The 20891-nt window shown below is 58.2% G+C and carries 21 protein-coding genes; 10 read left to right on the plus strand and 11 right to left on the minus strand.

Going from position 1 to position 20891, the window contains the following annotated elements; translation table 11 throughout:
* Positions 1 to 105 precede the first annotated feature (105 nt).
* Complete coding sequence (dapA, locus tag ACJ5NV_RS02515) at positions 106 to 978, plus strand: 4-hydroxy-tetrahydrodipicolinate synthase (RefSeq protein ID WP_411642043.1); 873 nt, start codon at positions 106 to 108, stop codon at positions 976 to 978.
* Positions 979 to 997: 19 nt separating this feature from the next.
* Here dapA and ACJ5NV_RS02520 read toward each other — a convergent pair whose 3' ends face one another.
* Together ACJ5NV_RS02520 and ACJ5NV_RS02525 are read right to left on the minus strand one after the other, a co-directional pair.
* On the minus strand, positions 998 to 2191 hold the full coding sequence (locus tag ACJ5NV_RS02520) for a winged helix-turn-helix domain-containing protein (RefSeq protein ID WP_411642044.1): 1194 nt from the start codon (positions 2189 to 2191) through the stop codon (positions 998 to 1000).
* Positions 2188 to 2631 carry an ion channel gene (locus ACJ5NV_RS02525; RefSeq protein ID WP_411642045.1) on the minus strand — a complete coding sequence of 148 codons (444 nt, stop codon included), beginning with the start codon at positions 2629 to 2631 and terminating at the stop codon, positions 2188 to 2190. Before ACJ5NV_RS02525 ends, ACJ5NV_RS02520 begins: the two co-directional genes overlap by 4 nt.
* A 106-nt stretch (positions 2632 to 2737) precedes the next feature.
* On the opposite strand from ACJ5NV_RS02525, the gene ACJ5NV_RS02530 reads away from it, so the two are divergent.
* Positions 2738 to 3097, plus strand: coding sequence for a DUF1428 domain-containing protein (locus ACJ5NV_RS02530; protein WP_411642046.1), 360 nt, complete (start codon positions 2738 to 2740; stop codon positions 3095 to 3097).
* A gap of 56 nt (positions 3098 to 3153) precedes the next feature.
* Positions 3154 to 3627 (plus strand): SsrA-binding protein SmpB, encoded by a 474-nt coding sequence (smpB, locus tag ACJ5NV_RS02535; RefSeq protein ID WP_411642274.1) that lies wholly within the window; start codon positions 3154 to 3156, stop codon positions 3625 to 3627.
* Positions 3628 to 3802: 175 nt separating this feature from the next.
* Here the strand turns inward: smpB and ACJ5NV_RS02540 are convergent, their stop codons facing one another.
* Positions 3803 to 5557: an OmpA family protein gene (locus ACJ5NV_RS02540; RefSeq protein WP_411642047.1), complete on the minus strand. Its 1755-nt coding sequence runs from the start codon at positions 5555 to 5557 to the stop codon at positions 3803 to 3805.
* Between the two features lie 9 nt (positions 5558 to 5566).
* A complete protein-coding gene (locus ACJ5NV_RS02545) occupies positions 5567 to 6670 on the minus strand; it encodes a BMP family ABC transporter substrate-binding protein (protein WP_411642048.1) in 1104 nt (367 codons plus the stop codon).
* A 321-nt stretch (positions 6671 to 6991) separates the two neighbouring features.
* Here ACJ5NV_RS02545 and sseA point away from each other — a divergent pair, with 321 nt between their 5' ends.
* From sseA to ACJ5NV_RS02560, 3 genes are all read left to right on the plus strand, one after another.
* Positions 6992 to 7858: a 3-mercaptopyruvate sulfurtransferase gene (gene sseA / locus ACJ5NV_RS02550; RefSeq protein ID WP_411642275.1), complete on the plus strand. Its 867-nt coding sequence runs from the start codon at positions 6992 to 6994 to the stop codon at positions 7856 to 7858.
* Positions 7858 to 9042: an amino acid aminotransferase gene (locus tag ACJ5NV_RS02555; protein WP_411642049.1), complete on the plus strand. Its 1185-nt coding sequence runs from the start codon at positions 7858 to 7860 to the stop codon at positions 9040 to 9042. The genes sseA and ACJ5NV_RS02555 overlap by 1 nt, the downstream gene beginning before the upstream one ends.
* Positions 9043 to 9179: 137 nt before the next feature.
* Positions 9180 to 10136: an L-malyl-CoA/beta-methylmalyl-CoA lyase gene (locus ACJ5NV_RS02560; protein WP_411642050.1), complete on the plus strand. Its 957-nt coding sequence runs from the start codon at positions 9180 to 9182 to the stop codon at positions 10134 to 10136.
* Positions 10137 to 10138: 2 nt separating this feature from the next.
* Here ACJ5NV_RS02560 and ACJ5NV_RS02565 read toward each other — a convergent pair whose 3' ends face one another.
* Both ACJ5NV_RS02565 and ACJ5NV_RS02570 read right to left on the minus strand, forming a co-directional pair.
* Positions 10139 to 10990: an AraC family transcriptional regulator gene (locus ACJ5NV_RS02565; protein WP_411642051.1), complete on the minus strand. Its 852-nt coding sequence runs from the start codon at positions 10988 to 10990 to the stop codon at positions 10139 to 10141.
* 118 nt (positions 10991 to 11108) lie between these two features.
* Positions 11109 to 11789 (minus strand): hypothetical protein, encoded by a 681-nt coding sequence (locus ACJ5NV_RS02570; RefSeq protein WP_411642052.1) that lies wholly within the window; start codon positions 11787 to 11789, stop codon positions 11109 to 11111.
* Positions 11790 to 12216: 427 nt separating this feature from the next.
* Between ACJ5NV_RS02570 and ACJ5NV_RS02575 the strand changes: the two genes are divergently transcribed.
* On the plus strand, positions 12217 to 13179 hold the full coding sequence (locus ACJ5NV_RS02575) for an acetyl-CoA carboxylase carboxyltransferase subunit alpha (RefSeq protein WP_411642053.1): 963 nt from the start codon (positions 12217 to 12219) through the stop codon (positions 13177 to 13179).
* Between the two features lie 159 nt (positions 13180 to 13338).
* Complete coding sequence (locus tag ACJ5NV_RS02580; protein WP_411642054.1) at positions 13339 to 14382, plus strand: Hint domain-containing protein; 1044 nt, start codon at positions 13339 to 13341, stop codon at positions 14380 to 14382.
* Positions 14383 to 14392: 10 nt separating this feature from the next.
* On the opposite strand, the gene ACJ5NV_RS02585 is transcribed toward ACJ5NV_RS02580, so the two are convergent.
* The 4 genes from ACJ5NV_RS02585 to ACJ5NV_RS02600 are packed head-to-tail and all read right to left on the minus strand — an operon-like array spanning position 14393 to position 17280.
* Positions 14393 to 15001, minus strand: a complete 609-nt coding sequence (locus ACJ5NV_RS02585) for a pyridoxamine 5'-phosphate oxidase family protein (RefSeq protein ID WP_411642055.1) — start codon at positions 14999 to 15001, stop codon at positions 14393 to 14395.
* Positions 14994 to 15722, minus strand: a complete 729-nt coding sequence (locus tag ACJ5NV_RS02590) for a lysophospholipid acyltransferase family protein (RefSeq protein WP_411642056.1) — start codon at positions 15720 to 15722, stop codon at positions 14994 to 14996. Before ACJ5NV_RS02590 ends, ACJ5NV_RS02585 begins: the two co-directional genes overlap by 8 nt.
* Positions 15719 to 16609, minus strand: coding sequence for a cell division protein FtsX (locus ACJ5NV_RS02595; RefSeq protein ID WP_411642057.1), 891 nt, complete (start codon positions 16607 to 16609; stop codon positions 15719 to 15721). The genes ACJ5NV_RS02590 and ACJ5NV_RS02595 overlap by 4 nt, the downstream gene beginning before the upstream one ends.
* Positions 16606 to 17280: a cell division ATP-binding protein FtsE gene (locus ACJ5NV_RS02600; RefSeq protein ID WP_411642058.1), complete on the minus strand. Its 675-nt coding sequence runs from the start codon at positions 17278 to 17280 to the stop codon at positions 16606 to 16608. The genes ACJ5NV_RS02595 and ACJ5NV_RS02600 overlap by 4 nt, the downstream gene beginning before the upstream one ends.
* Before the next feature lie 12 nt (positions 17281 to 17292).
* Between ACJ5NV_RS02600 and ACJ5NV_RS02605 the strand changes: the two genes are divergently transcribed.
* Positions 17293 to 17448, plus strand: coding sequence for a hypothetical protein (locus tag ACJ5NV_RS02605; RefSeq protein WP_411642059.1), 156 nt, complete (start codon positions 17293 to 17295; stop codon positions 17446 to 17448).
* A gap of 1 nt (position 17449) precedes the next feature.
* Positions 17450 to 18214 (plus strand): zinc-ribbon domain-containing protein, encoded by a 765-nt coding sequence (locus ACJ5NV_RS02610; protein WP_411642060.1) that lies wholly within the window; start codon positions 17450 to 17452, stop codon positions 18212 to 18214.
* Between the two features lie 36 nt (positions 18215 to 18250).
* Here ACJ5NV_RS02610 and ACJ5NV_RS02615 read toward each other — a convergent pair whose 3' ends face one another.
* Positions 18251 to 20878, minus strand: coding sequence for a TIGR02302 family protein (locus ACJ5NV_RS02615; RefSeq protein WP_411642061.1), 2628 nt, complete (start codon positions 20876 to 20878; stop codon positions 18251 to 18253).
* Positions 20879 to 20891 lie beyond the last annotated feature (13 nt).

Here is a 20891-nt window from a genome sequence, read left to right on the forward strand (position 1 = left end):
ACCACAAGGGCAACTCACAAACTTGGCAATCGGCGATTTCCCGTCTAGTGTCCGCCCGATTTTACTCTGGCGACTCAATCGCCTCGCACCAGAAGGAAGCGTGTCATGTTCAAGGGATCACTCCCCGCCCTCGTCACGCCGTTTACGAACGGCAAAGTCGATGTGGATACGCTCAAGAAACTGGTGAATTGGCATATCGACCAAGGCAGCAAGGGGCTTGTCCCGGTCGGTACCACCGGCGAAAGCCCGACGCTGACCCATGAAGAACACGATATGGTGGTCGAAATTGTCATCAGCGAAGCCGCCGGGCGCATCCCTGTCATTGCCGGTGCCGGGTCCAATAATACCGCCGAAACCGTCCGTCTGGTGCAAGCGGCGAAATCCGCCGGTGCCGATGCGGCGCTGGTGGTGACGCCCTATTACAACAAACCCACCCAGCGCGGGCTGATCGCCCATTTCACCGCCGCCGCCAATTGCGGGCTGCCGATCGTCATCTACAACATCCCGCCCCGGTCGGTCATCGACATGACCCCCGACACGATGGGCGAACTGGCCAAGCATGAGATGATCGTGGGCGTGAAAGACGCAACCGGTGATCTAAGCCGTGTGCCCAAAACCCGGCTGACCTGCGGATCGGATTTCATCCAACTTTCCGGCGAAGATGCCACCGCGCTGGGCTTCAACGCCCATGGCGGGGTCGGCTGCATTTCGGTCACCGCGAATATCGCGCCGAAACTGATTGCGGAGTTTCAGGAAACCACGCTGGCGGGCGACTATGCCAGCGCGCGGACCCAGCTCGACCGGCTGATGCCTCTGCACGAGGCAGTCTTTACCGAACCGGGTCTCGTCGGCGCGAAATACGGCATGTCACTGCTGGGGCTTTGCAGTGCCGAAGTCCGCTCGCCCCTGACAGAGTTGATGGACAGCACGAAGGAGAAAATCCGGGCGGCGATGGTGCATGCAGGGTTATTGAACTGACCTTGTAGGATGGGTGATCTCACCCATCCCGCAACCAGCCTTCGCCATATCTGACATCTTCGCACCCGCCGAACGCCATGGCCCGTTCCAGTTCCGCTTGCAGCGCTTTGATGCGGCCTGCGCCCATGCGCACCCCAACCTCAGGCCAGAACGCGCGCACCGCCAGCACGCCATTGTCCCGCTTCATGTCGACCCGTCCGATCAGCCGGTCGCCTTCCATCACCGGGAACACGTAATAGCCGTAGCGCCGCTTTGCCTCGGGCACGAAAATCTCGATCCGGTAGTGAAAACCGAACAGCCGTTCGGCCCGTTTCCGGTCGCGCAGGGCAGGATCAAAGGGGGAGAGTATCCGTATCCGAGGGGCAGGCGCGGGGATCGCCATATCCATCAGTCCCGGCCATGCAAAGGAACGACGCAGCTTCCCATCTACCATTTGCACATCGACCGGAACGATTCGTCCGGTTGCCAAGGCCTGCGCGCACCAGTTTTTCGCCTCTTGCGGTGTGACCACATCCCAGAAGGCGGCGAGTTCGCCGCTGGTGGCAAAGCCCAGCCGGTCCAGCGCACCCGCGCAGCACCAATCCACGGTCTCTTCCGAATCATGCCGCCGGTTCAGATGCTCTGCCGAGATCACCCGTTCGGTCAGGTCGTAAACCTTGGTGAACCCGTCGCGGCGCACGACCGAGACCTGCCCGGACCGCCACAGATATTCGAGCGCGGTTTTTGACGGGTGCCAATCCCACCAACCCCCTTTGCCGCGTGCTTCATCTTCGCCCACCTGACCTGATGTGCATTGCCCGTGATCCGAAATCCGGCGCAGCACCTCGTCGATCTTCCCCATGAAATCGCCGCGCCGCCATTCCTTCCAGCGTTCCTCCATCCGAACCGCGTCGCGGGCAAAGCGCAACCGCCAATGGGCGAAGCTTTCAATCGGCAGCACGGCGGCATCGTGGGTCCAGTGTTCGAACACCTGCCGGTCGCGGTGCAGCAGATGTTGCAGCGCCTTCGGGCGGTATTGCTGACGGCGCGACCACAGGATCAGATCGTGGGCGCGGGCAAAGGTGTTTACGCTGTCCAGTTGGACAAATCCCAGATGATCAATCACGCCTTTCAAATCCGCGCCCTTGCCGGGGCCAGAAGGGCGGTCGGCCAACCCGTGCCGGTCCAGAAACAGATGCCGCGCCGCGCGGTTGCTCAGTACCGGGACCGTCATGTATCGCCCTTTCGCCCTTCAAGCTGCTGTAAGCGCACGTGGCGCAACGCCTCGACCAGCAGCGCGGTGACCAGGCCGATATTCAACAACCCGTTGGCCGCCGCCATTCCGCCCAGCAAGCGCCATTCGGTGGGCAGCAGCACGTCCCCGAACCCCAAGGTGGTAAAGGCGACGAGCGAGAAATAAACCGCAGGTTCCATCGCGTCGAACACGCCCAGCACCCGCATGGCCCCGGCCCAAATCCAAACACCCGCCGTCATTTGCAGCATGATCCAGATGGCCGCGATGCACAGCACAAGGATCAGCTTGGGCCGATGCGGGGCGCGGGCTAGCCAAGGACGGAACCGGATCAGCCAAACCTCCATCATCCAGAAACTCGCTCCGGCGATCAGGATCGACAGCATCATCAACACGGTGCCCAGTGTGAGCTGGATGAACATGCGCGGCCCCTCTGTTCCCGTTGCGTTCCGGGCGACACTAACCACCGTTGTGTGGCAGTGCCAACGGTTTTATCGTGGCAGCGATCACCGCAGGGGGATGTGGACGATGGATTATATCGATGGATATGTCGCGGCGGTGCCAGCTGCGAACAAGGATGCATATGTTGCCATTGCACGGGATGCCGGCAAGGTTTTCCTTGAATACGGTGCCACACGGGTTGTGGAAAGCTGGGGGGATGATGTGCCTGCTGGCGAAGTCACCTCTTTCGCTATGGCCGTCAAGGTCAAGGCGGATGAGGTCGTGGTGTTCGCCTTTGTCACCTGGCCTGACAAAGCTACCCGCGATACCGGACACGCTAAGGCGGCTGAAGACCCACGCTTGAATACCGGCAATGTGCCGCCGTTTGACAGCAAGCGGATGGTCTATGGCGGGTTTCAGATGGTGCTGGATATGTCCGCAGACTGACAGCGTGGCGGGCGGACCTTGTCCCGCCGCCGCCAATGCCCTATCTCCCACCCACCATGGCCAAGAAACCCGAAAAAACGAACTACAAAGTCATCGCCGAAAACCGGCGTGCGCGCTACGATTTTGCGATCGAGGACGATATTGAAGTCGGCATTATCCTGATGGGATCCGAAGTCAAATCGCTGCGCACCGGACAGTCGAACATCGCCGACAGCTATGCGTCCGTAGATGATGGTGAGCTGTGGCTGACCAACGCCTATATCGCCCCTTATGAGCGTGCCATGTTCACCCATGAGGAACGGCGCAAACGCAAGCTGCTCGCCAGCAAGCGCGAGGTGGCGCGGCTTTGGAACGCGACCAAGCGCGAGGGGATGACCCTTGTTCCGCTGGTGATGTATTTCAACGACCGCGGGCTGGTGAAGCTCAAGATCGCGACCGCTAAGGGTAAGAAAAACCACGACAAACGCCAGACCGAAGCCAAGCGCGACTGGGGTCGTCAGAAGCAGCGATTGCTACGGCACGGCGACTGATCTGATGTGCGTCGGGTGGGGGTGGCGTGCGATGCGAAAATTCACTTCATCGAACCCAGCTTGAAATCAAAGACTGCATACGCATTGGGTACGGCGAGATATTTCAGGTATTTCGTCAAATGCGATTAAATAAATCTGGCGCCACGGGGGCGCCAGATCGGTTTTCAATGCAGGCTTAGGCGCGGGGACGAATCCAGACTTCCACGCGGCGATTTTTTTCGCGGCCTTCTGCAAGTTCGTTACAGCCGACAGGTGCGATTGGCCCGATGCCGAAGCTGCGCACTGTGCTGCTTTCCAGATAGCCTGGGTTTTTGTTCAGCAGCAGGTCGCGCACCGAAGCGGCCCGGCGGCCTGACAGATCCAGATTGGCTTCCAGCGAACCAAAAGAGTCACTGAAGCCAAACACCAGCACTTCGTAACCTTCGTATTCGCTCGACCGGACAATTTCAGAAATCCGGTCAATGTCACTTTCGGCCTTGGTATCCAGCGTGGCATTCCCGCTGAGGAACCGCAGCGAGGTCGAGATGCGCCGCGCGTTTGAGGCTTCCTGGAAATAGTCCCGAAGGACGACATTGGATGCACGATCCGTATCGCTCGACAGAATTGTCGACAGCAAACGGGCCCCTTGCGTATGCATCGGCAGGATCTGCAATTGTTGCGTGACAAGGCCACGGGAAGCGATTGATTGCTGCCCAAAGTCAGTCGGAATGAACCGGCTCAGATTGCGCGCGAATTCAGAAACCGTGCCTTCCTTAAGGCTGTACTGATACCAGCGCAGGGCAAGCGGATGCTCTTCGGTCTGGATCGAAAACTCTGAGTTATCGACGAAGATATTGCAGCCCGACGCAAGGTTCAGTGTTTTCACTGCAGTGGCCTGCGATTTGTAGATCACGCCAAAAGCGGCTGAATCGGCATTGACTGCGTCATTCAACGCCTCAGCTGTGTCATGCATGGTCACACCCGGAAGCGTGCTGCCACTCACCATTTCCCAAGACTGAAGCTGGTCCATCAGGCCGCTATTGCTGCCGATCGCATGCAGCGTGATTGGCATGTTCGCGCCGCCAAGCTGTGACCAATTTGTGATTGTGCCATTCATCACAGAGCGCGCATCGCGCAAGCTGATAACGTCAATGCCGCTGGATGCGCCGACAACAAAGCTCACCGCGTCCAACCCAATGATTTCTTCGTTGAGATAGTCCGAAATGTCAGCAACATTGTTGCCCAGCTGCGTTGCAAGCGCGGCCGGGGTGATCCGTTCACGCGTGATAGCAAATTGGCTTTCGCCATTGATCAAAGCACGCAGTGCATCTTGCGTTTGCATTTCCTGAACGACAACACGTGCGATTTCCAGCCCGCGTTCATTGCCCACGAGCAGTGTTTGCAAGGTGTTTTCACCACCCAACTGCTGAGTCAGATTGTAATCCTTGGCGCTTGCATAATCACCAACGATTGATGCGAGAAGATCCGCGCCATCGCTTCCTGATACGGAGACCGCGAACCTATCGCTTTCGATACTGGTGTCTGGGCATGCTGCCCCTTCACAGGTGGTGAACTCGCTCCGCACGTTCAAAAGACCATTGGTCGTTTCAACGACGTAGGCGTTGTTCGTCACCTCAATCAATTGGCCCTCGATTTTGATCCGACCATCGTCAGAGGTCAGAACGACCAGCCTATCGTCGTTTGCATTTGCGCTGGCCGTTTCAGGGCAGCCATCACCCGTACAGACGACGAATTCCCGGCGCACGGCCAATTCACCCGCCGGTGTCATGATGCGATAGGTCGTTTCGTCGTAATCGAGAAGCTCGCCCCTAATCTCGACTGTGCCGTCAATGCCTGTCAGTGTCGTTTCGCCCCACGCTGGAAGCGCCGTTAGAAAGCTTGCCGCCAACATCAGTTGTGCGGTAACACTCTTACCAAATTTCCCACTCATTATCTTGCCTTAACTTTCCGTCGGATAAACTGACGCTATCCCATCTACATAGTAATCCATTGTCAGCAGATCGCTTTCGCTTGCTGTTTCACCGGGGGCGAGCCATCCGGAACCATCTTGTTTGCGCAGCGGGCCAACAAAAGGATGCTGCTCACCTGATGAGATCCGCGCAATCAAGTCCTGAGTTTGCAGCACTGTGCGGCTGGGCAATGTCTCCAGCAGCGGGCTAAGCGCGACCATTTCCTGACCGAGCCCCAGCCAATTTTCCTCTGATTTCCAGTTCCCATCGAGGAATTCACCAATCCTGCGTGTGTAGTATGGGCCCCAGTTGTTGACCATAGAGGTCATCACGGCGTCTGGTCCCCATTTGCTCATGTCCGAGCCCTGGCCAAAGCTGTAGATGCCATTTTCCTGCGCCACTTCAACAGCCGCCGTGGTGACGGTGTGTTGCATCAGGACATCGGCGCCCCGCCGGTTTAATTCCAGCGCAGTGGTTCTTTCAGCCTGTGGATCAAACCATGTGTTCAGCCAGACAATTTCGAATTCGATGTCGGGGTTGGCTGATTTTGCACCCAGATACGCAGCATTGATGCCACGGATCACCTGTGGAATTGGATAGGCTCCGAGATAACCAACACGATTGGTTTTTGACACTGACCCAGCGAGAAATCCTTCGACGTAGCGGCCTTCGTACCATCGCGTGTTAAATGTCGCGATGTTTGCCGAGCGAATGTAGCTGTCGAAGCATTCAAACATGACCTGCGGATTCTGCTGTGCGATCTCGACGGCTGAGCGCATGTAACCGGCAGAGGTCGTGAAAATCAGATTGTATCCATCGTCGACCAGTTCCTGGAACTTTTCCTTGTCACCATTTCCCCATTCGGCGACTTCATGAAAGGTGTCGATCTGAACACGATCACCATAAAAATCCCGCGCTTGCTGGATGCCGCGCATATGTTCGTAGTCCCAGCCATAGTCGCCCCCGGGCGGGAACAATAGCGTAAATGCAACTTTTGGCTTGTTGGTCGATTGCGCGTATAAAGGGCTGTAACACGCGGAACTGGCAGCCGCAGCGGCCAACCCAATGGCCCTGCGTCTTGTCAATGATGTCATACTCGTCTCCAAAAACGGTCCGCAACAGGTTTCGCTGCTCGCCAATCACTCGTAAGAACCAGACCACTGAATGTGAAACGCGGCAAATATGTGGCTATGATATGGAATTTCGGTCCGATTACGTCGTCGCGTGGCGTTGATTATGGCGGCATGAAACGCGTCTTATACGCCCCCTTGTATCGCTGTCCTGTGCGCGCTACGCATGCGCTGATATTAAAGCGTTTTGCGATCATCCTGAACTATCCCGCGCTCTGAAATGACCAATGACGGGCGCTGAGCCGATCAGCGGGTTTTGTGAAGCGCAATGGAAAAGGTATGACCATGACCGCCGCCGTGTCAGACGACCCGAAAACGCTGGTCAGCACAGGCTGGCTTGCGGCGCATTTGAAGGACCCTGATCTTCGGATCTTTGACGCCTCATGGTATCTGCCAGACATGGCCCGCGACGCAAAGGCGGAATACGAAACGGCGCATATCCCTGGCGCGCGTTTCTTTGACATCGACGAGATTTCCGACCAGCGTTCCGAACTTCCACATATGGCCCCGCCAGTGGAAAAATTCATGTCCCGCATGCGCGCAATGGGCGTCGGTGATGGGCATCAGGTGGTGGTTTATGACGGGGCGGGTATCTTTTCCGCTGCCCGCGTCTGGTGGCTGTTCCGGTTGATGGGCCAGACCAATATCGCCGTATTGGATGGTGGGCTGCCCAAATGGCTGGCGGATGGGCATGCAGTCACCGCGACCCCGCCCGTGATCCGCGACCGGCATATGACTGTGACCCCGCGCAAAGATCTTGTCCGCGATGTGACAGAGGTCGCGCGCGCGGCCAAGCTGGGCGATCAGGAAATCATTGACGCCCGTGGCCCGGCCCGGTTCCGTGGCGATGCGCCAGAGCCGCGTGAAGGGCTGCGCGCGGGTCATATCCCCGGCTCGAAAAACGTGTTTTATCAAGACCTTCTGAAAGAAGACGGCACAATGAAGCCGCGCAATACATTGCGCACGATCTTTAGTGACGCAGGCGTCGATCTGCAAAAAACCGCGATCACCACCTGCGGGTCCGGCGTGACCGCCGCGATCCTGTCGCTTGCGCTTGAACGGATCGGCAAGACCGATCACGCACTTTACGATGGCTCATGGTCCGAATGGGGCATGTATGCCGACCTGCCAATCGAAACCGGAGCAGCCTGATGCTGGAAAACCTGACAGCCCGACCCGCCGATAAAATCCTTGCCCTGATGGCCGCCTACAAGGCTGACCCGCGCACCGAAAAGGTGGATTTGGGTGTTGGTGTTTACAAGGATGCCTCTGGCAACACCCCCGTCATGCGTGCGGTCAAAGAGGCAGAGCGCCGTATCCTCGCCGATCAATCGACTAAGGCCTATACCGGGCTGGCTGGTGATCCGGCATTTGGGGCTGCGATGCGTGATCTGGTGTTAGGTGACAGCGTGCCCGCCGAACGGATCGCCGCGATTGCCACGCCGGGCGGGACCGGCGCGATCCGGCAGGCGCTTGAACTGATCCGCATCGCCGCGCCACAGGCGACCGTTTGGCTGTCCAACCCCACATGGCCAAACCACCCGTCGATCCTGAAATACCTCGGCATGAATATGGCCGAATATACCTATTTCGACAGTGTCACCCGCGATGTGAATTTTGACGGTATGCTGGCTGACCTGAGACAGGTGGCCAAGGGTGATGTGGTGCTGCTGCATGGTTGCTGCCACAACCCGACCGGGGCCAATCTGACCTATGATCAGATGAGTCAAGTGATTGAAATTCTGCAGGAAAAAGGCGCTGTTCCCTTTATTGACATTGCCTATCAGGGCTTTGGTGATGGGCTGGATGCGGATGCGCTGATCACCCGTCAGATCGCGCGGGCATTTGACAATGTACTGATCGCGGCGAGCTGTTCAAAGAATTTCGGGGTCTACCGCGAACGGACCGGTGTTCTGATGGCGATTGCCAAGGATGCGGACCAGCAGGCGCTGACCCAGCAAAACCTGGCGTTCCTGAACCGCCAAAACTATTCCTTCCCGCCCGATCATGGGGCGCGGGTCGTCACGACCATTCTGACCGACCCCGGCCTGCGTGCCGATTGGGAGGCAGAGCTGGAAGAAACCCGCAACGGTATGCTTGCCCTGCGGCAGCAGCTCGCGGATGAGCTGAAGCGCCTGACGAATTCCGACCGGTTCGATTTCATCGCGCAGCATCGCGGCATGTTCAGTCGATTGGGCGCGACGCCGGAACAGGTTGAAGAGATGCGCGAAACCCACGGGATTTATATGGTCGGCGATAGCCGGATCAATGTGGCCGGGCTGAACGCAGACAGCGTGCCGATCCTCGCCAGGGCGATTGTCGACGCGGGCGTCTGAGCTTTTTTAATAGTTTTAAGCGTAAGCAAAGCTGCGGCAGAAATGCTGCGGCTGCGAAATCATGCTTGCGATCCGTTGCGCAACAATCTAACCATTAAGGAGAGAGATGTGAAATTTTGATACGCTGAGGATCGCAAATGTCATTCCGCCTGCAACCGACCGCCCCGGCCCGCCCTAATCGCTGCCAGCTGTTCGGTCCGGGCTCAAACACCAAGCTGTTTGCAAAAATGGCGGCAAGTTCGGCGGATGTGATCAACCTTGATCTGGAAGACAGCGTTTCACCATCTGACAAAGACACAGCCCGCGCCAATGTCATCGCCGCGATCAGCGATGTGGACTGGAACAGTAAATATCTTTCAGTGCGGATCAACGGGTTGGATACACCCTATTGGTATCGCGATGTGGTCGATCTGATGGAACAAGCGGGCGACCGGCTGGATCAGATCATGATCCCGAAAGTCGGCTGTGCGGCGGATGTTTACGCGGTTGATGCGCTGGTCACGGCCGTCGAAACCGCCAAGGGGCGCCGCAAGCCGATCAGTTTTGAAGTCATCATCGAATCCGCCGCTGGCATCGCCCATGTCGAGGAGATCGCCGCCAGCTCCCCGCGTTTGCAAGCCATGTCGCTGGGGGCAGCGGATTTCGCGGCCTCTATGGGGATGCAAACGACCGGCATCGGTGGCACGCAGGAAAACTATTATATGCTGCATGGTGACACGCGGCATTATTCCGACCCGTGGCACTGGGCGCAAACCGCCATCGTCGCGGCTTGCCGCACCCATGGTGTGCTGCCGGTCGATGGTCCCTTTGGCGATTTTTCCGATGACGAAGGCTACCGCGCGCAGGCGCGCCGGTCAGCGACGCTGGGCATGGTGGGGAAATGGGCGATCCACCCCAAACAGATCGCACTCGCGAATGAGGTTTTCACCCCATCCGATGCCGCCGTGACCGAAGCCCGCGAAATCCTGTCAGCAATGGAAGAGGCCAAGGCGCGGGGCGAGGGCGCGACTGTCTACAAAGGCCGTCTGGTTGATATTGCGTCGATCAAGCAGGCCGAGGTCATCGTGCGCCAGTCCGAGATGATCGCAGGCTGAGGTTAATCCGCCAGCGGCATGTAGATATCCGTCAAAAGTTCGTCTTGTGGGGTGCAGGTGGGATCGTTCAAATAGACCTCATAGCACGGGGCGTCGCGCAGGGGTTCATTCGTTTCGGTGAGCCAATCGCCGTAAAGATAGCGATAGGCCTTTTGCAGACCGATATAAGGCCCCTTGAAGTGAAGCACGGCATAACGCCCCCCTGCGATGGCAACGTCTTCAAGACCCGCTGGCACATCGTCCCCTTCCCAAAGAACGCCCGCATGGCTGCGCAATGCGTTGGTCGGGGTGACATCGGGATTATCGTAGTAAATCCCAACCATGCCCCGCACGTGCGACCAGTGCCCACCGGTCGTAATGATCGTGGCAACTTTTTGATAGCAAATGCTGCCTTCTGAATAATCACCAACATGGCTGAGCGCTGCAAGGCGTTTGGCCGGGGCGATCAGGGTCTCGACAGTGAACATGGGGTGTTCTCCTACTGATGGGGATATTTCATCTGATGCCAAACCCGCGGCGCGAAACGCCGCCGGGCTTTGGCCATAAGCGTCTTTAAAGGTACGGTCAAATCTGCGTTTATTGGGATAGCCCACAGCGGCCCCAACCTTGGCGACAGACATATCCGTCCGCAACAGCAACATGGTCGCTTTGTGCATCCGCACCGTTCGAATAATCACGGCAGGCGGCGCACCCATGACGGCCGTAAAGACCCGGTGCCAGTGAAAGCGAGACATCGCCGCCACATCGGCAAGCTGCTCAAGCGACAAATCTGCGCTTGCGTGACTGTGGATATAGTCAATCACCCGCATAATGCGGTCCTGATGGGGGTGGGTTTTGGCTTTTTGCTGTGTCATGCAAAGTCTTTAGCAAAGACCAAGCGGACAAATCTTGCTGATTTTGCAAAGCAGGGGGCGCAATAGTATGACCCGATCATGCGCCAGCCCGCGATGATCGCAGGCTGGCGCGAAGGTTTTATTGACCGACCAGCATCAGGTTGCCTGCGTCGAATGCCGTCTGGCAATCGGTTGCATCGGTCATGATGTCGTCAAACAGAAGCGCGGTTGTGGTCATGCCGGGCCCTTCGAAACGCATGTCGTCGCATTCGCCGTCATTGGCCCATTCGCCGCTGTCATCGCCGAAATCGACGGTGCCGTCCTTAGCCACCCCACGCAGTGTTAAATTGCCCGCTTGGAACGCTGTGGAACAATCTGTCGCGTCGCGCAGGACGTCGTCTTGCAATAGCGGCGTTGTTGTCATGCCGGCCCCTACAAAGCGCGGGTCATCGCATTCACCGTCGTTGGACCATTCGCCAAGGTCATTACCGAAGTTCACGCCCTTGACGATGATATCATCCGGCATCTCTACGTCCCCTGATCCGGCCAAGGCCAGCAGGCCCGCGTTGAATGCGGTCTGGCAATCGGTCGCATCGGTCATGATGTCTTCGAACAGCAGCGGGGTCGTCGTCATGCCCGGCCCTTCGAAACGCATGTCATCGCATTCGTTGTCATTGGCCCATTCGCTGCTGTCATCACCGAAATCAACTGTGCCGTTTTGGGCGACGCCGCGCAGGGTCAGGTTGCCTGCTTCAAAAGCTGTCTGGCAATCGGTGGCGTCCGCAAGCACGTCGTCATGCAGTAGCGGGGTCGTCGTCATACCGGCCCCTACAAAGCGTGGGTCATCGCATTCACCGTCGTTAGACCATTCGCCATTGTCCGTACCGAAATTGACTGACTGCGCCATCGCTGCAGAAGCCGAAACATATAATAATATACTGATAAGTCCGAAAATTTTCATAGATCTCTCACATGTACCTTGTTGCAACACCCTGACCTTTAGCCGCTCATTCGGGAGCGTGTTAAGCCCTGTCGAGCACGAATTCAGATAATTTTCGGTGAAGGTTTCCGATATGAGAGGTGATCAGGTGTCACTGGATTTTTTGTATTTTTTTGCTCAACAATAAATACCGTTCGTGTGTGCTGTGCACCGTCTGTTGCCGTGTGTTCAGTCGGTTGGGATGATGGCGTTGCCAATGCGCCTAGATTCGACCATATATTCTGAAAAGCAGAGAAGAGTTTCCGGCATGACCCAATATCTGGATTTTGAAAAGCCACTGGCTGAAATCGAAGGCAAAGCAGAAGAGCTGCGCGCGATGGCTCGCGACAATCCGGAAATGGATGTAGAAAAAGAGGCGGCGGCCCTTGATAAGAAGGCGGCGGATTTGCTTCAGTCGCTTTATGCAGACCTGTCCGCTTGGCGGAAATGTCAGGTGGCCCGCCATCCTGAACGCCCCCATTGCAAAGACTATATTGAGGCGCTGTTCACCGAATATACGCCGCTGGCCGGTGACCGCAATTTTGCCGATGACCATGCGGTGATGGGCGGGCTGGCCCGTCTGAATGGCCGCCCGGTTGTCGTGATCGGTCATGAAAAAGGTCATGATACCAAGTCCCGGATCGAACGGAATTTTGGCATGGCGCGCCCCGAAGGCTATCGCAAGGCGATCCGCCTGATGGATTTGGCCGACCGATTCGGCCTGCCGGTCATCACTCTGGTCGACACCCCCGGTGCCTATCCCGGCAAAGGCGCGGAAGAACGCGGCCAGTCCGAGGCGATTGCCCGCTCGACCGAGAAATGCCTGACCCTTGGCGTGCCGCTGATCAGTGTTGTGATCGGCGAAGGCGGGTCCGGCGGGGCGGTGGCCTTTGCATCAGCGGACCGTGTCGCGATGCTGGAACATTCGGTCTATTCCGTGATCAGCCCAGAAGGCTGCGCCTCGATCCTGTGGAAAGATGCCGAGAAGATGCGCGAAGCGGCTGAGGCACTCCGTCTGACGGCGCAAGACCTGAAAGAGCTGGGCGTCTGTGACACTGTCATCGCAGAGCCTAAGGGTGGTGCACATCGTCACCGCGAGATCGCGATCGAGGCGGTCGGCAAGGCGCTTGGCGCGTTGCTGAAAGAATTCGACGGGAAGACGGCCGAGGATGTGCGCAAAGCCCGCCAGCGCCGCTATCTTGATCTTGGCTCCAAGGGGCTGGCCGCATAAAAGCCAGTCTCTGCAATGCCGCGTGGCTCGCGGCCTATAAACGAAACATACACCTTATTTTTTAACGCGTATTGGCACGAAATCGCCATTGTTTCCTGCGACCTGTTCATGCGTCGCACATACACATCATTGGTGTCGACCAAGACGGACGCGTAAGACATGGCAGTTTACACGATATACACATTGGCAGAGTCCGATCTCACTGTTTCAGGGGGGCAGCAGCTTTCCGGCATCACGCAGGGTGATGGCTCGCATTTGCAGGGTGTGACGATCACGCTAAACAACAACGACTGGGCCGCGGTTCAGGTGGATGACAGCGGCGACAGTAGTTTCGGGGACAGTAGCAACTCTCAAACCCTCGAAAACGCGACGACTTATGACGGCGAAACCTATGCGTCAGGCTTACGGGTCGAGGCGGAATATTCGCTGACGGTGCAGGATCCGGACGGCAATAGCTATACGCTTCTGGCGTTTAACATCAACGAACCGGGCTCTACCTCCTATGCGACGGTAGAAGGTCTCGCCTTCGTCGGCGACATTGGTGGTTTTCCCCCGATCAATACCCCGCTGACGGTGGTCGATACCAACGAGGGACCTAGTATCGCCTATGGCAATCTGGCGTCGCCGCTTTGTTTTACCAAAGGTTGCCCGATCATGACGCAGCACGGGGCACGTGCCGTCGAAACGCTGCGTGTCGGTGATCTGGTGCAGACGCGCGATCATGGGCTGCAGGAAATTCGCTGGATCGGCCGCCGCTATTTCCCAGCGAGTGTGTTGGAAAGTGAGAAGAGGTTTCGCCCTATTCTGATCCGACAGGACGCCTTTGGTCCGGGCCGCCCCCGGTCAGATTTGCAGTTTTCACCACAGCATCGCGTGCTTTTGTCGGGTTGGCGGGTGCAGCTGCTTTTCGGAACCGACGAAATTTTGGTGCCGGTCAAAAAACTGATGAATGATCACAGCATCATTGAGGCCCCGATCGACTCTGGGGTCGAATACTTCCACATCCTGTTCGATCAGCACGAAGTTGTTGATTGTGATGGGCTGGAAACAGAAAGCTATTTTCTGGGCGATAGCGCCACCTTTTCCAAGGAAACGTATGCGGAATTGTGCCTTATTTTCCCGGAACTGGAGCATGAAACAGCGCCTTTGCCGGCCGCACGCATGGTGATCGCCAGCAAGGAAACGCAGCTGCTCAAGAACTGAGCGGTGGTCCCTACCACATAGTCTTGGCGGCGCGTCCGGTCCATGCGGCGTCGTAGCTTTGCCCGTCAAAGCCCTGTTTCTGCTCAGCCAGTAATTCGCCAACACTCGGCAGCCCCGTGCTTTCATCGCCAGAAGTCCAAATCTGTGCCCGCATAAGTGCCCGTGCGCATTGGCTGTAGACCTCTGCCACGGTGATCGCCACAACGCTACGTGGATGCCGCCCGTTCTGTTCGAACCGGTCGATTAGCGCTGGTGCCGTTGAAACGACCGCTGTCCCGTTGACCCGCACAACATTGTTTGAACCGGGCACGAAAAACATCAGGCTGATCCGCCCGTCAGCCACGATATTGCGCAACGTGTCCTTCCGGTTGTTGCCGCGCCAGTCGGGCATCAGCAGGGTCTTATTGTCCAATGGCTGCACCACGGGGCCGTCATCGCCGCGCGGGCTGCCATCGGTGCCACCCGGCCCGACGGTGGAAACGACGCAGAACCGCGAATCCATGATCCATTTCGTATAAAGTGGGGTCAAATGGTCGGCGACCTTAATCACCGAAGCCTCGCTCGGCTGGCCGTACAGCGCCTCGATTGCGGCAATATCTTTAACGATATCATTAACCATGAAACCCGGCCTCTGCGTTCAGCCGGTCAGAGGCGGTTTCGATCTCGGTCTCCAGCTTTGCCATGAAGGTATCAAGGTCCAGCCCCGGTTCAATTCTGGGCAGAAATTCGAATACGGCCGTGCCGGGTTTGCGGTAGATGCCGCGCTTAGGCCAGAACAGCCCGATATTTGTGGCGACAGGTACCACCGGTTGACCAAGCTCGCGATACAGCACACCGGTGCCAATCTTGTAGCGGGCGCTGACGCCGGGGGCGATGCGGGTGCCTTGGGGGTAGATGATCAGTTGCCCTGAAAGCGCGCGTCCGCTCTGTACATCGGCGAGCATCTTTTTGATTGCCAGACCTCGCTTGCCCCGGTCAACCGGGATGCAGCCAATGCGCAGCCCGAATTGCCCGATGATCGGTGCGTATTTCAGGATTGCTTTCATAATGAACTTGCCACGGGGAACAGCCCCGTAGATCGCCAATACGTCAAGGAACGATTGATGCTTGGCCGCGACCATCACCTCGTCTTTGGGGGCCTCGCCCCGGTATTCGCATTTCAGCCCTATCATCCATGACGCCGTCCAAAGCACCCATCGGACATAGGCATGACAGGCGGCGATGGCCCCTTTGGGTGATATAATGGCAGCGGGCAGGTAAAGGATACCGAGCACCGGCATCGCCAGATACATCTGGATATTAAAGACAAGCGACCGGAGCCATTGGATTGCGTATCTCATGTTTGCTCTCTCAGTCTGCGCAGGGCGGCGGCGCGTGTGGCAAAAAACGCGATACATGCGATCAAGACCGGCATTAGGACCGGCCAGAGCCAGCCTGTCCCGGTGAAGCCGATGTTTGTGAAAGGCCCAACGCCTTCGCCTTGTGGCAGGACAAATAGGATCAACACAGCAAGGATCGTCCCCAGCATTGCCCCGGCGGCAGAGCGTAGGGTGAAGCGCCGGACGAAGGCGCGGGCGATGTAGACATCACGCGCGCCGACCAGCCGCAACACCCGGATCACCTGCGCATTGGCCGACAGCGATGCTTGTGCGGCCAGTGTCACCATGGCCGCCACCGTCGCCCCGATCATCAGCGCGATGGCACAGCCGATCAGGCGAATCCGCCCGGCGGCGGCAATCAGTGGTTCGCGCCACGCCCCGTGATCATCCAGTACTGCACCGGGAATTTCCGCAGAAAGCCGCGCGCTTAGCCCAGCCAGATCATAACCGTCATCTTCGGCAATGACCTCGACCAGTTGCGGCACGTTCAGCGTCTCTAGCGGAAGATCAGGCCCGAACCAGGGTTCCAGCAAGGCTTGCTGCTCTGCGTTGCTCAGTGTGCGGGCAGAGGCAACGCCGGGTGTGGTTTCAAGGATCTGCAGGGCAAGCCGCAGCAGCGCCTCGGACTGGTCAGGATCGGCGGGCAGGCGCAACGTGGCGGCCTGTGCCAGCTCATCCGCCCAACGGTCTGCCACCCGCCCCGCCGTGGTTGAAAGCGCCAACGCCAGCACCGCCAGAAAGGCCATGGTTGTAGCCACAAACACGGTGAGCCGGGAGGTGATACCGGAACGTGGCACAGCGCGGTCCGCCTGCGGGTCCCCGACAATAAGTTCAAAAAGCGCCTTCACAGATCCGCCCCCGCCTGAACAAGCTGCTGGTCTTTCAGACGCAACACACGCGCACTGACATCGGATTTCAGCGACCGGATCATGTGCAAATCATGGGTGGCGATCAGTACCGCCTTGCCCATGCGATTCAGTTCCACCAACAACATCAGCAGCCGTTGTGACATTTCCCAGTCCACATTTCCGGTCGGTTCGTCAGCGATAATGACATCCGGCGACGTGATCACAGCACGGGCGAGCGCCGCCCGCTGTCGTTCGCCGCCAGATAACTCGGCAGGCAATTGGTTCGCCTGATGTTCCAGGCCAACCCAGCTAAGAAGCTCTTTGAGGTTATCCATCGTTTCATCGCCCCGGTTGGAGACGGTCAGCGGCAGGGCGATATTTTCGGCAATGGAAAGATGGTCAAGGAATTGGCAATCCTGATGCACAACCCCGATCCGGCGACGCGCGATTGCCACTGCGTCGCGATTAAGCGTGGCGGCATCCTGTCCAAAAAGGCTCACCTGACCGGATTGGGCGCGTAAATCGGCATAGCAAAGCCGCAATAACGTTGTTTTTCCTGCCCCCGATGGTCCGGTCAAAAAATGAAAAGATCCCGGGTCCAGCGCCAAAGAAAGCTGGGAAAACAGCGTGTTGCCGTTATAACCATAGGCGACGTTATTGAGTTCGATCACGGTGTATTCCCTTTGGTCACGCTGCCGTTCTGCCGAAATCTGTCGCAGGTTTCAATGATCGGTGCGAGGGCGATGCGCAAATCCTTTGCGTTTGTCGCAGTGGTTGCTAAATTGCGGAACGATAAAGTAATAAAAACACTGCTGGTTGAAGGGCAGAAGGAAGAATGACATGCGGCTGATATGCCCTAATTGTGATGCGCAATATGATGTTGCCGACGATGTCATCCCCGAAGGTGGCCGTGATGTGCAGTGTTCAAGTTGTGCGCATACATGGTTCCAGACGGATAAGCCGATTGTTGCCGGTCGTGCGCCAGAAGACATTGCCGAGACTTCGGAACCGGCTGAGCCACCTGCACCGGTGCCGCCTGCGGCCCCCAAACGCAGGCCTCTGGAAAGTTCGATCGCGGATATTCTACGGGAAGAGGCAGAGCGGGAACATGATCTGCCTGCGGATGGCACCAAGACTGCGGCCAAACCCGCCGCCGCCGCGCCTGACGGGACCCGCCGCCGCATCTCGGAGCTTGCTGAAACAGAGAGCGGTTCGCGCGCGAACCTTGCCGCTTCTGCCACAGGTGCGGTTGCAGCCAACGCCAACCTGCGCACCGTTCCGGGTATTGATGAAATCAACGCCAGCCTGCGCGCCCGCGCAGAGGAGAATGATACCACTGGCCTGACAGAGACGGAAAAAGACGACGTTGTGAAGCGTCGCGGTTTCCGTCGCGGCTTTATCATTGTTCTGTTCTTGATCGCGATCCTGATCACCCCGTATTTCTTTGCAGCCGAAATCGTCGAAACCCTGCCGCAAGCGCAGCCCTACATGGAAACCTATGTGGCGACTGTCGATGATCTGCGGGTCTGGTTGGATGTGCAGGTGCAAAAGGGGCAAGCGATGTTCAATGACATGATGGCACCGGACGACACCCCGGCAGAGTAAACCCGGTTAAAGGTCTGCCGCAGGATTATACCTGCGTCAGAACTGATCCAGCAGGCGGCGTAGATAGTCCCGTTCGACTTCGGGCCTTTCTTGTTCAGCCGAGCGTCGCCGGATTTCACCCAGCAATTCTTCGGCCCGACGCCGGACGTCTTCGCCGCCCAGCATCTGTTGATCGGTGCCAAGCTGGCCGGTATTGCCTGCCTCGCGCCCCAGCGGATCGCGTTGACCGGGGACGGGCCGCCCGGCTGCTTCGCCCTGTTCGGACCCCTGACCCGGATCATTGTTCTGGTTTTGGGCCAGTGCTTGCCCCAGCTCGCGCATCCCGTTGCGCAGGGCATCCATCGCTTCGGCCTGCTGGTCAATGGCTTCCGCCAGATCGCCATCGCGCAGCGCCTCTTCGGCACCGTCCATCGCACCTTCGGCCCGTTCAAGCGAACGGCGCGCAATATCGCCTGCTTCGCCATCAAGGTTGGGTAGCCCCTGACGCTGGCGTTCAAGTTCCTGCCGCAGGGCGCGTTGCCGGTCAGCAAGGCCGCGTTCATTACCTTGCCCACCTGATCCATTGTCGGATTGCTGGCCGTTCTGGCCATCGCGCCCGAAGCCCTGACCTTGCCCTTGCTGACCATCCTGGCCGGGTTGCTCTCCGTTTTGGCCCTGCTGACCTTCTTGCCCGCTTTGCCCTTGCCGGCCTTGTTGTCCCTGTTGACCCGGCTGGTCCTGACCCTGTTGTCCGGGTTGCTGTTGCTGGCCGGGGTTGAATTGTTCCTGCAAATCGCGGAACGCATCATCTGACAGCTCTTCTTGATCGCGTAGTGTTTCGGCCAGATCCTGCATGGATTGCTGCCCGGGTGTCTGGGGGCCATCACCACCTTCGCCCTGCGTGACGCGCATGTTTTCCATCATCTGGTTCAGCTGTTCCATCAGCTCTTGCGCCTCGGCCATGCGGCCTTCTTGCATCAGCTCTTCGATGCGGTCCATCAGCGCCTGCAACTCGTCCTGAGTCATCGTCATGGTATTTTCGCTGTTGTCGGCCTGATCGGTCCCGTCGCCCGGCTCTGCCTGTTCGGCCAGCATGCGCATGTAGTCGTTTGTGGCTTCGCGCAGTTCCTGCATCAACTCTGCGATTTCCTCGTCCGAGGCGCCGTTGCGCATCGCCTCGGCCAACCGTTCCTGCGCACGGCGCAGCCGTTCACGGGCATCGGACAGGCGTCCATCTTCAAGTTGGATCGCAAGATCCCAAAGCGCCTCGACGATTTCGGCCTGACCTTCATCGTTCATGCCAAATTCATTCATCGGCTCTAGTCGCCGGATGATCGTGCGCAGCCGCAGATAGGTGGTTTGGTTGGGAAACAAATCCTCTGGCCGGTACGAAATCGCGCGGAGGATCTGGCTGATCCGGGGGCCATTCGCCTTGGACCACATCAGGTCGCGCCGCTGTTCGATGATCGCCTTCGCGACCGGCTGAAAGAATCGCCGTCCGGGCAGGATAACCGGTTCTGCCGGGCTGCTGGATGTCTGGCCCGCGGCATCGGTCACTTGCAGTTGCAAGGTGACAGGGAGATTGGCCAGCGGGTGCTCGCTCAGGTTATCAATCAGCAGCTCATCAAACTCGGCCCGGTCGCCGGTGAACGGCATCGGCAGGTCAAGCACCAGCGATTCCATCGGGTCAGGATCAATCGTCAGCCCGTGCTGCCGGTCCACATTCACCAGATCAAGGGTAATCGTCGCGGTGCCATATTCGACGCCGTAATCATCGCGGGCGATAAAGGGCTGGGACAGTTCGCCATAAGCGTCCGCCTCAATCGGTCCTGTCAGTTCCACGCTGGGCGCTTCATCCGCAATCGCCGTGACCTCCCAACTGACGCCATTCGGGCCTTCGACCGACAGGCTCCCCGACTGGGTGACAGTGAATTCTTGCTGCGGTTCAGACGCGGCGCCGACTTCACCGGTGCGGCCTGAAACAGTCTCGGCCACGGTCAGCGCGCCGACCTCGCCATAAAGCCGCAGGGTGATCGTGCTGCCTTCGGCAATTTGCAATGGACCGGGCGGGACATCATTAAGATAGATCGTCGGCTTGCCAGTATAGGTCGGTGGCTGCGCCCAGCCTTCCCAAACCGGGCCTGTGGCCAATGTCGGTTCATTGCCTGTCATAATCTCGCCCACAGAGCCGACCCGCCAGAGCGAGCCAAAAAGGAAGGCGGTCACGAAGAACATCAGCGCGATAAAGCGCAGGCCGTAAGGGTCGCGATCAGAAATGCGCAGGTCGGGTTCAACAGGGCGAGCCTGTTTTGTGCGTTCGGCCATGCGGGCCATATGTGCCTGCCAGACGGCTTGCGACGCCATATCGCCGCTGCCAATTGCCTGCGTATCGGTAATGGCGGCAATCGGTCGTCCGGGAAGGCTCGCATCGACCCGCTCCAGTGCTGCTGCGCGGGATGGCATCCGAAAGCGCCGCACACCCCAGATCAGGCTGGCGAGCACAGCAATGAACGACAGGACAATGGCACCCCAGAAAAGCTCGAGCGGCAGATCGTCCTGCCAGCCCATCATCATGGGGGCGAGGACGACAAAGATCACCGTCCAAAGCGGCCAGAAGGATCGCACGGCATTCTCAGCAAACATGCCCGCGCGGGTCAGGGCGACGGGCAGGCGCAGATGGCGCATCTGGTCAGGCTGG

Source organism: Loktanella agnita (genome assembly GCF_046640325.1).
Taxonomy (GTDB): Bacteria; Pseudomonadota; Alphaproteobacteria; order Rhodobacterales; family Rhodobacteraceae; genus Yoonia; species Yoonia agnita.

Excerpts from the sequence above, each read along its gene's own strand:
- ACJ5NV_RS02585 (WP_411642055.1), bottom strand. The coding sequence starts at position 15,001 with ATGGTTAATGATATCGTTAAAGATATTGCCGCAATCGAGGCGCTGTAC.
- ACJ5NV_RS02575 (WP_411642053.1), top strand. The coding sequence starts at position 12,217 with ATGACCCAATATCTGGATTTTGAAAAGCCACTGGCTGAAATCGAAGGC.
- ACJ5NV_RS02545 (WP_411642048.1), bottom strand. The coding sequence starts at position 6,670 with ATGACATCATTGACAAGACGCAGGGCCATTGGGTTGGCCGCTGCGGCT.
- ACJ5NV_RS02610 (WP_411642060.1), top strand. The coding sequence starts at position 17,450 with ATGCGGCTGATATGCCCTAATTGTGATGCGCAATATGATGTTGCCGAC.
- ACJ5NV_RS02525 (WP_411642045.1), bottom strand. The coding sequence starts at position 2,631 with ATGTTCATCCAGCTCACACTGGGCACCGTGTTGATGATGCTGTCGATC.
- ACJ5NV_RS02590 (WP_411642056.1), bottom strand. The coding sequence starts at position 15,722 with ATGAGATACGCAATCCAATGGCTCCGGTCGCTTGTCTTTAATATCCAG.
- ACJ5NV_RS02530 (WP_411642046.1), top strand. The coding sequence starts at position 2,738 with ATGGATTATATCGATGGATATGTCGCGGCGGTGCCAGCTGCGAACAAG.
- ACJ5NV_RS02570 (WP_411642052.1), bottom strand. The coding sequence starts at position 11,789 with ATGACGACGACCCCGCTACTGCATGACGACGTGCTTGCGGACGCCACC.
- ACJ5NV_RS02580 (WP_411642054.1), top strand. The coding sequence starts at position 13,339 with ATGGCAGTTTACACGATATACACATTGGCAGAGTCCGATCTCACTGTT.
- ACJ5NV_RS02560 (WP_411642050.1), top strand. The coding sequence starts at position 9,180 with ATGTCATTCCGCCTGCAACCGACCGCCCCGGCCCGCCCTAATCGCTGC.
- ACJ5NV_RS02615 (WP_411642061.1), bottom strand. The coding sequence starts at position 20,878 with ATGCGCCATCTGCGCCTGCCCGTCGCCCTGACCCGCGCGGGCATGTTT.
- ACJ5NV_RS02520 (WP_411642044.1), bottom strand. The coding sequence starts at position 2,191 with ATGACGGTCCCGGTACTGAGCAACCGCGCGGCGCGGCATCTGTTTCTG.
- ACJ5NV_RS02555 (WP_411642049.1), top strand. The coding sequence starts at position 7,858 with ATGCTGGAAAACCTGACAGCCCGACCCGCCGATAAAATCCTTGCCCTG.
- ACJ5NV_RS02540 (WP_411642047.1), bottom strand. The coding sequence starts at position 5,557 with ATGAGTGGGAAATTTGGTAAGAGTGTTACCGCACAACTGATGTTGGCG.
- dapA (WP_411642043.1), top strand. The coding sequence starts at position 106 with ATGTTCAAGGGATCACTCCCCGCCCTCGTCACGCCGTTTACGAACGGC.
- smpB (WP_411642274.1), top strand. The coding sequence starts at position 3,154 with ATGGCCAAGAAACCCGAAAAAACGAACTACAAAGTCATCGCCGAAAAC.
- sseA (WP_411642275.1), top strand. The coding sequence starts at position 6,992 with ATGACCGCCGCCGTGTCAGACGACCCGAAAACGCTGGTCAGCACAGGC.
- ACJ5NV_RS02565 (WP_411642051.1), bottom strand. The coding sequence starts at position 10,990 with ATGACACAGCAAAAAGCCAAAACCCACCCCCATCAGGACCGCATTATG.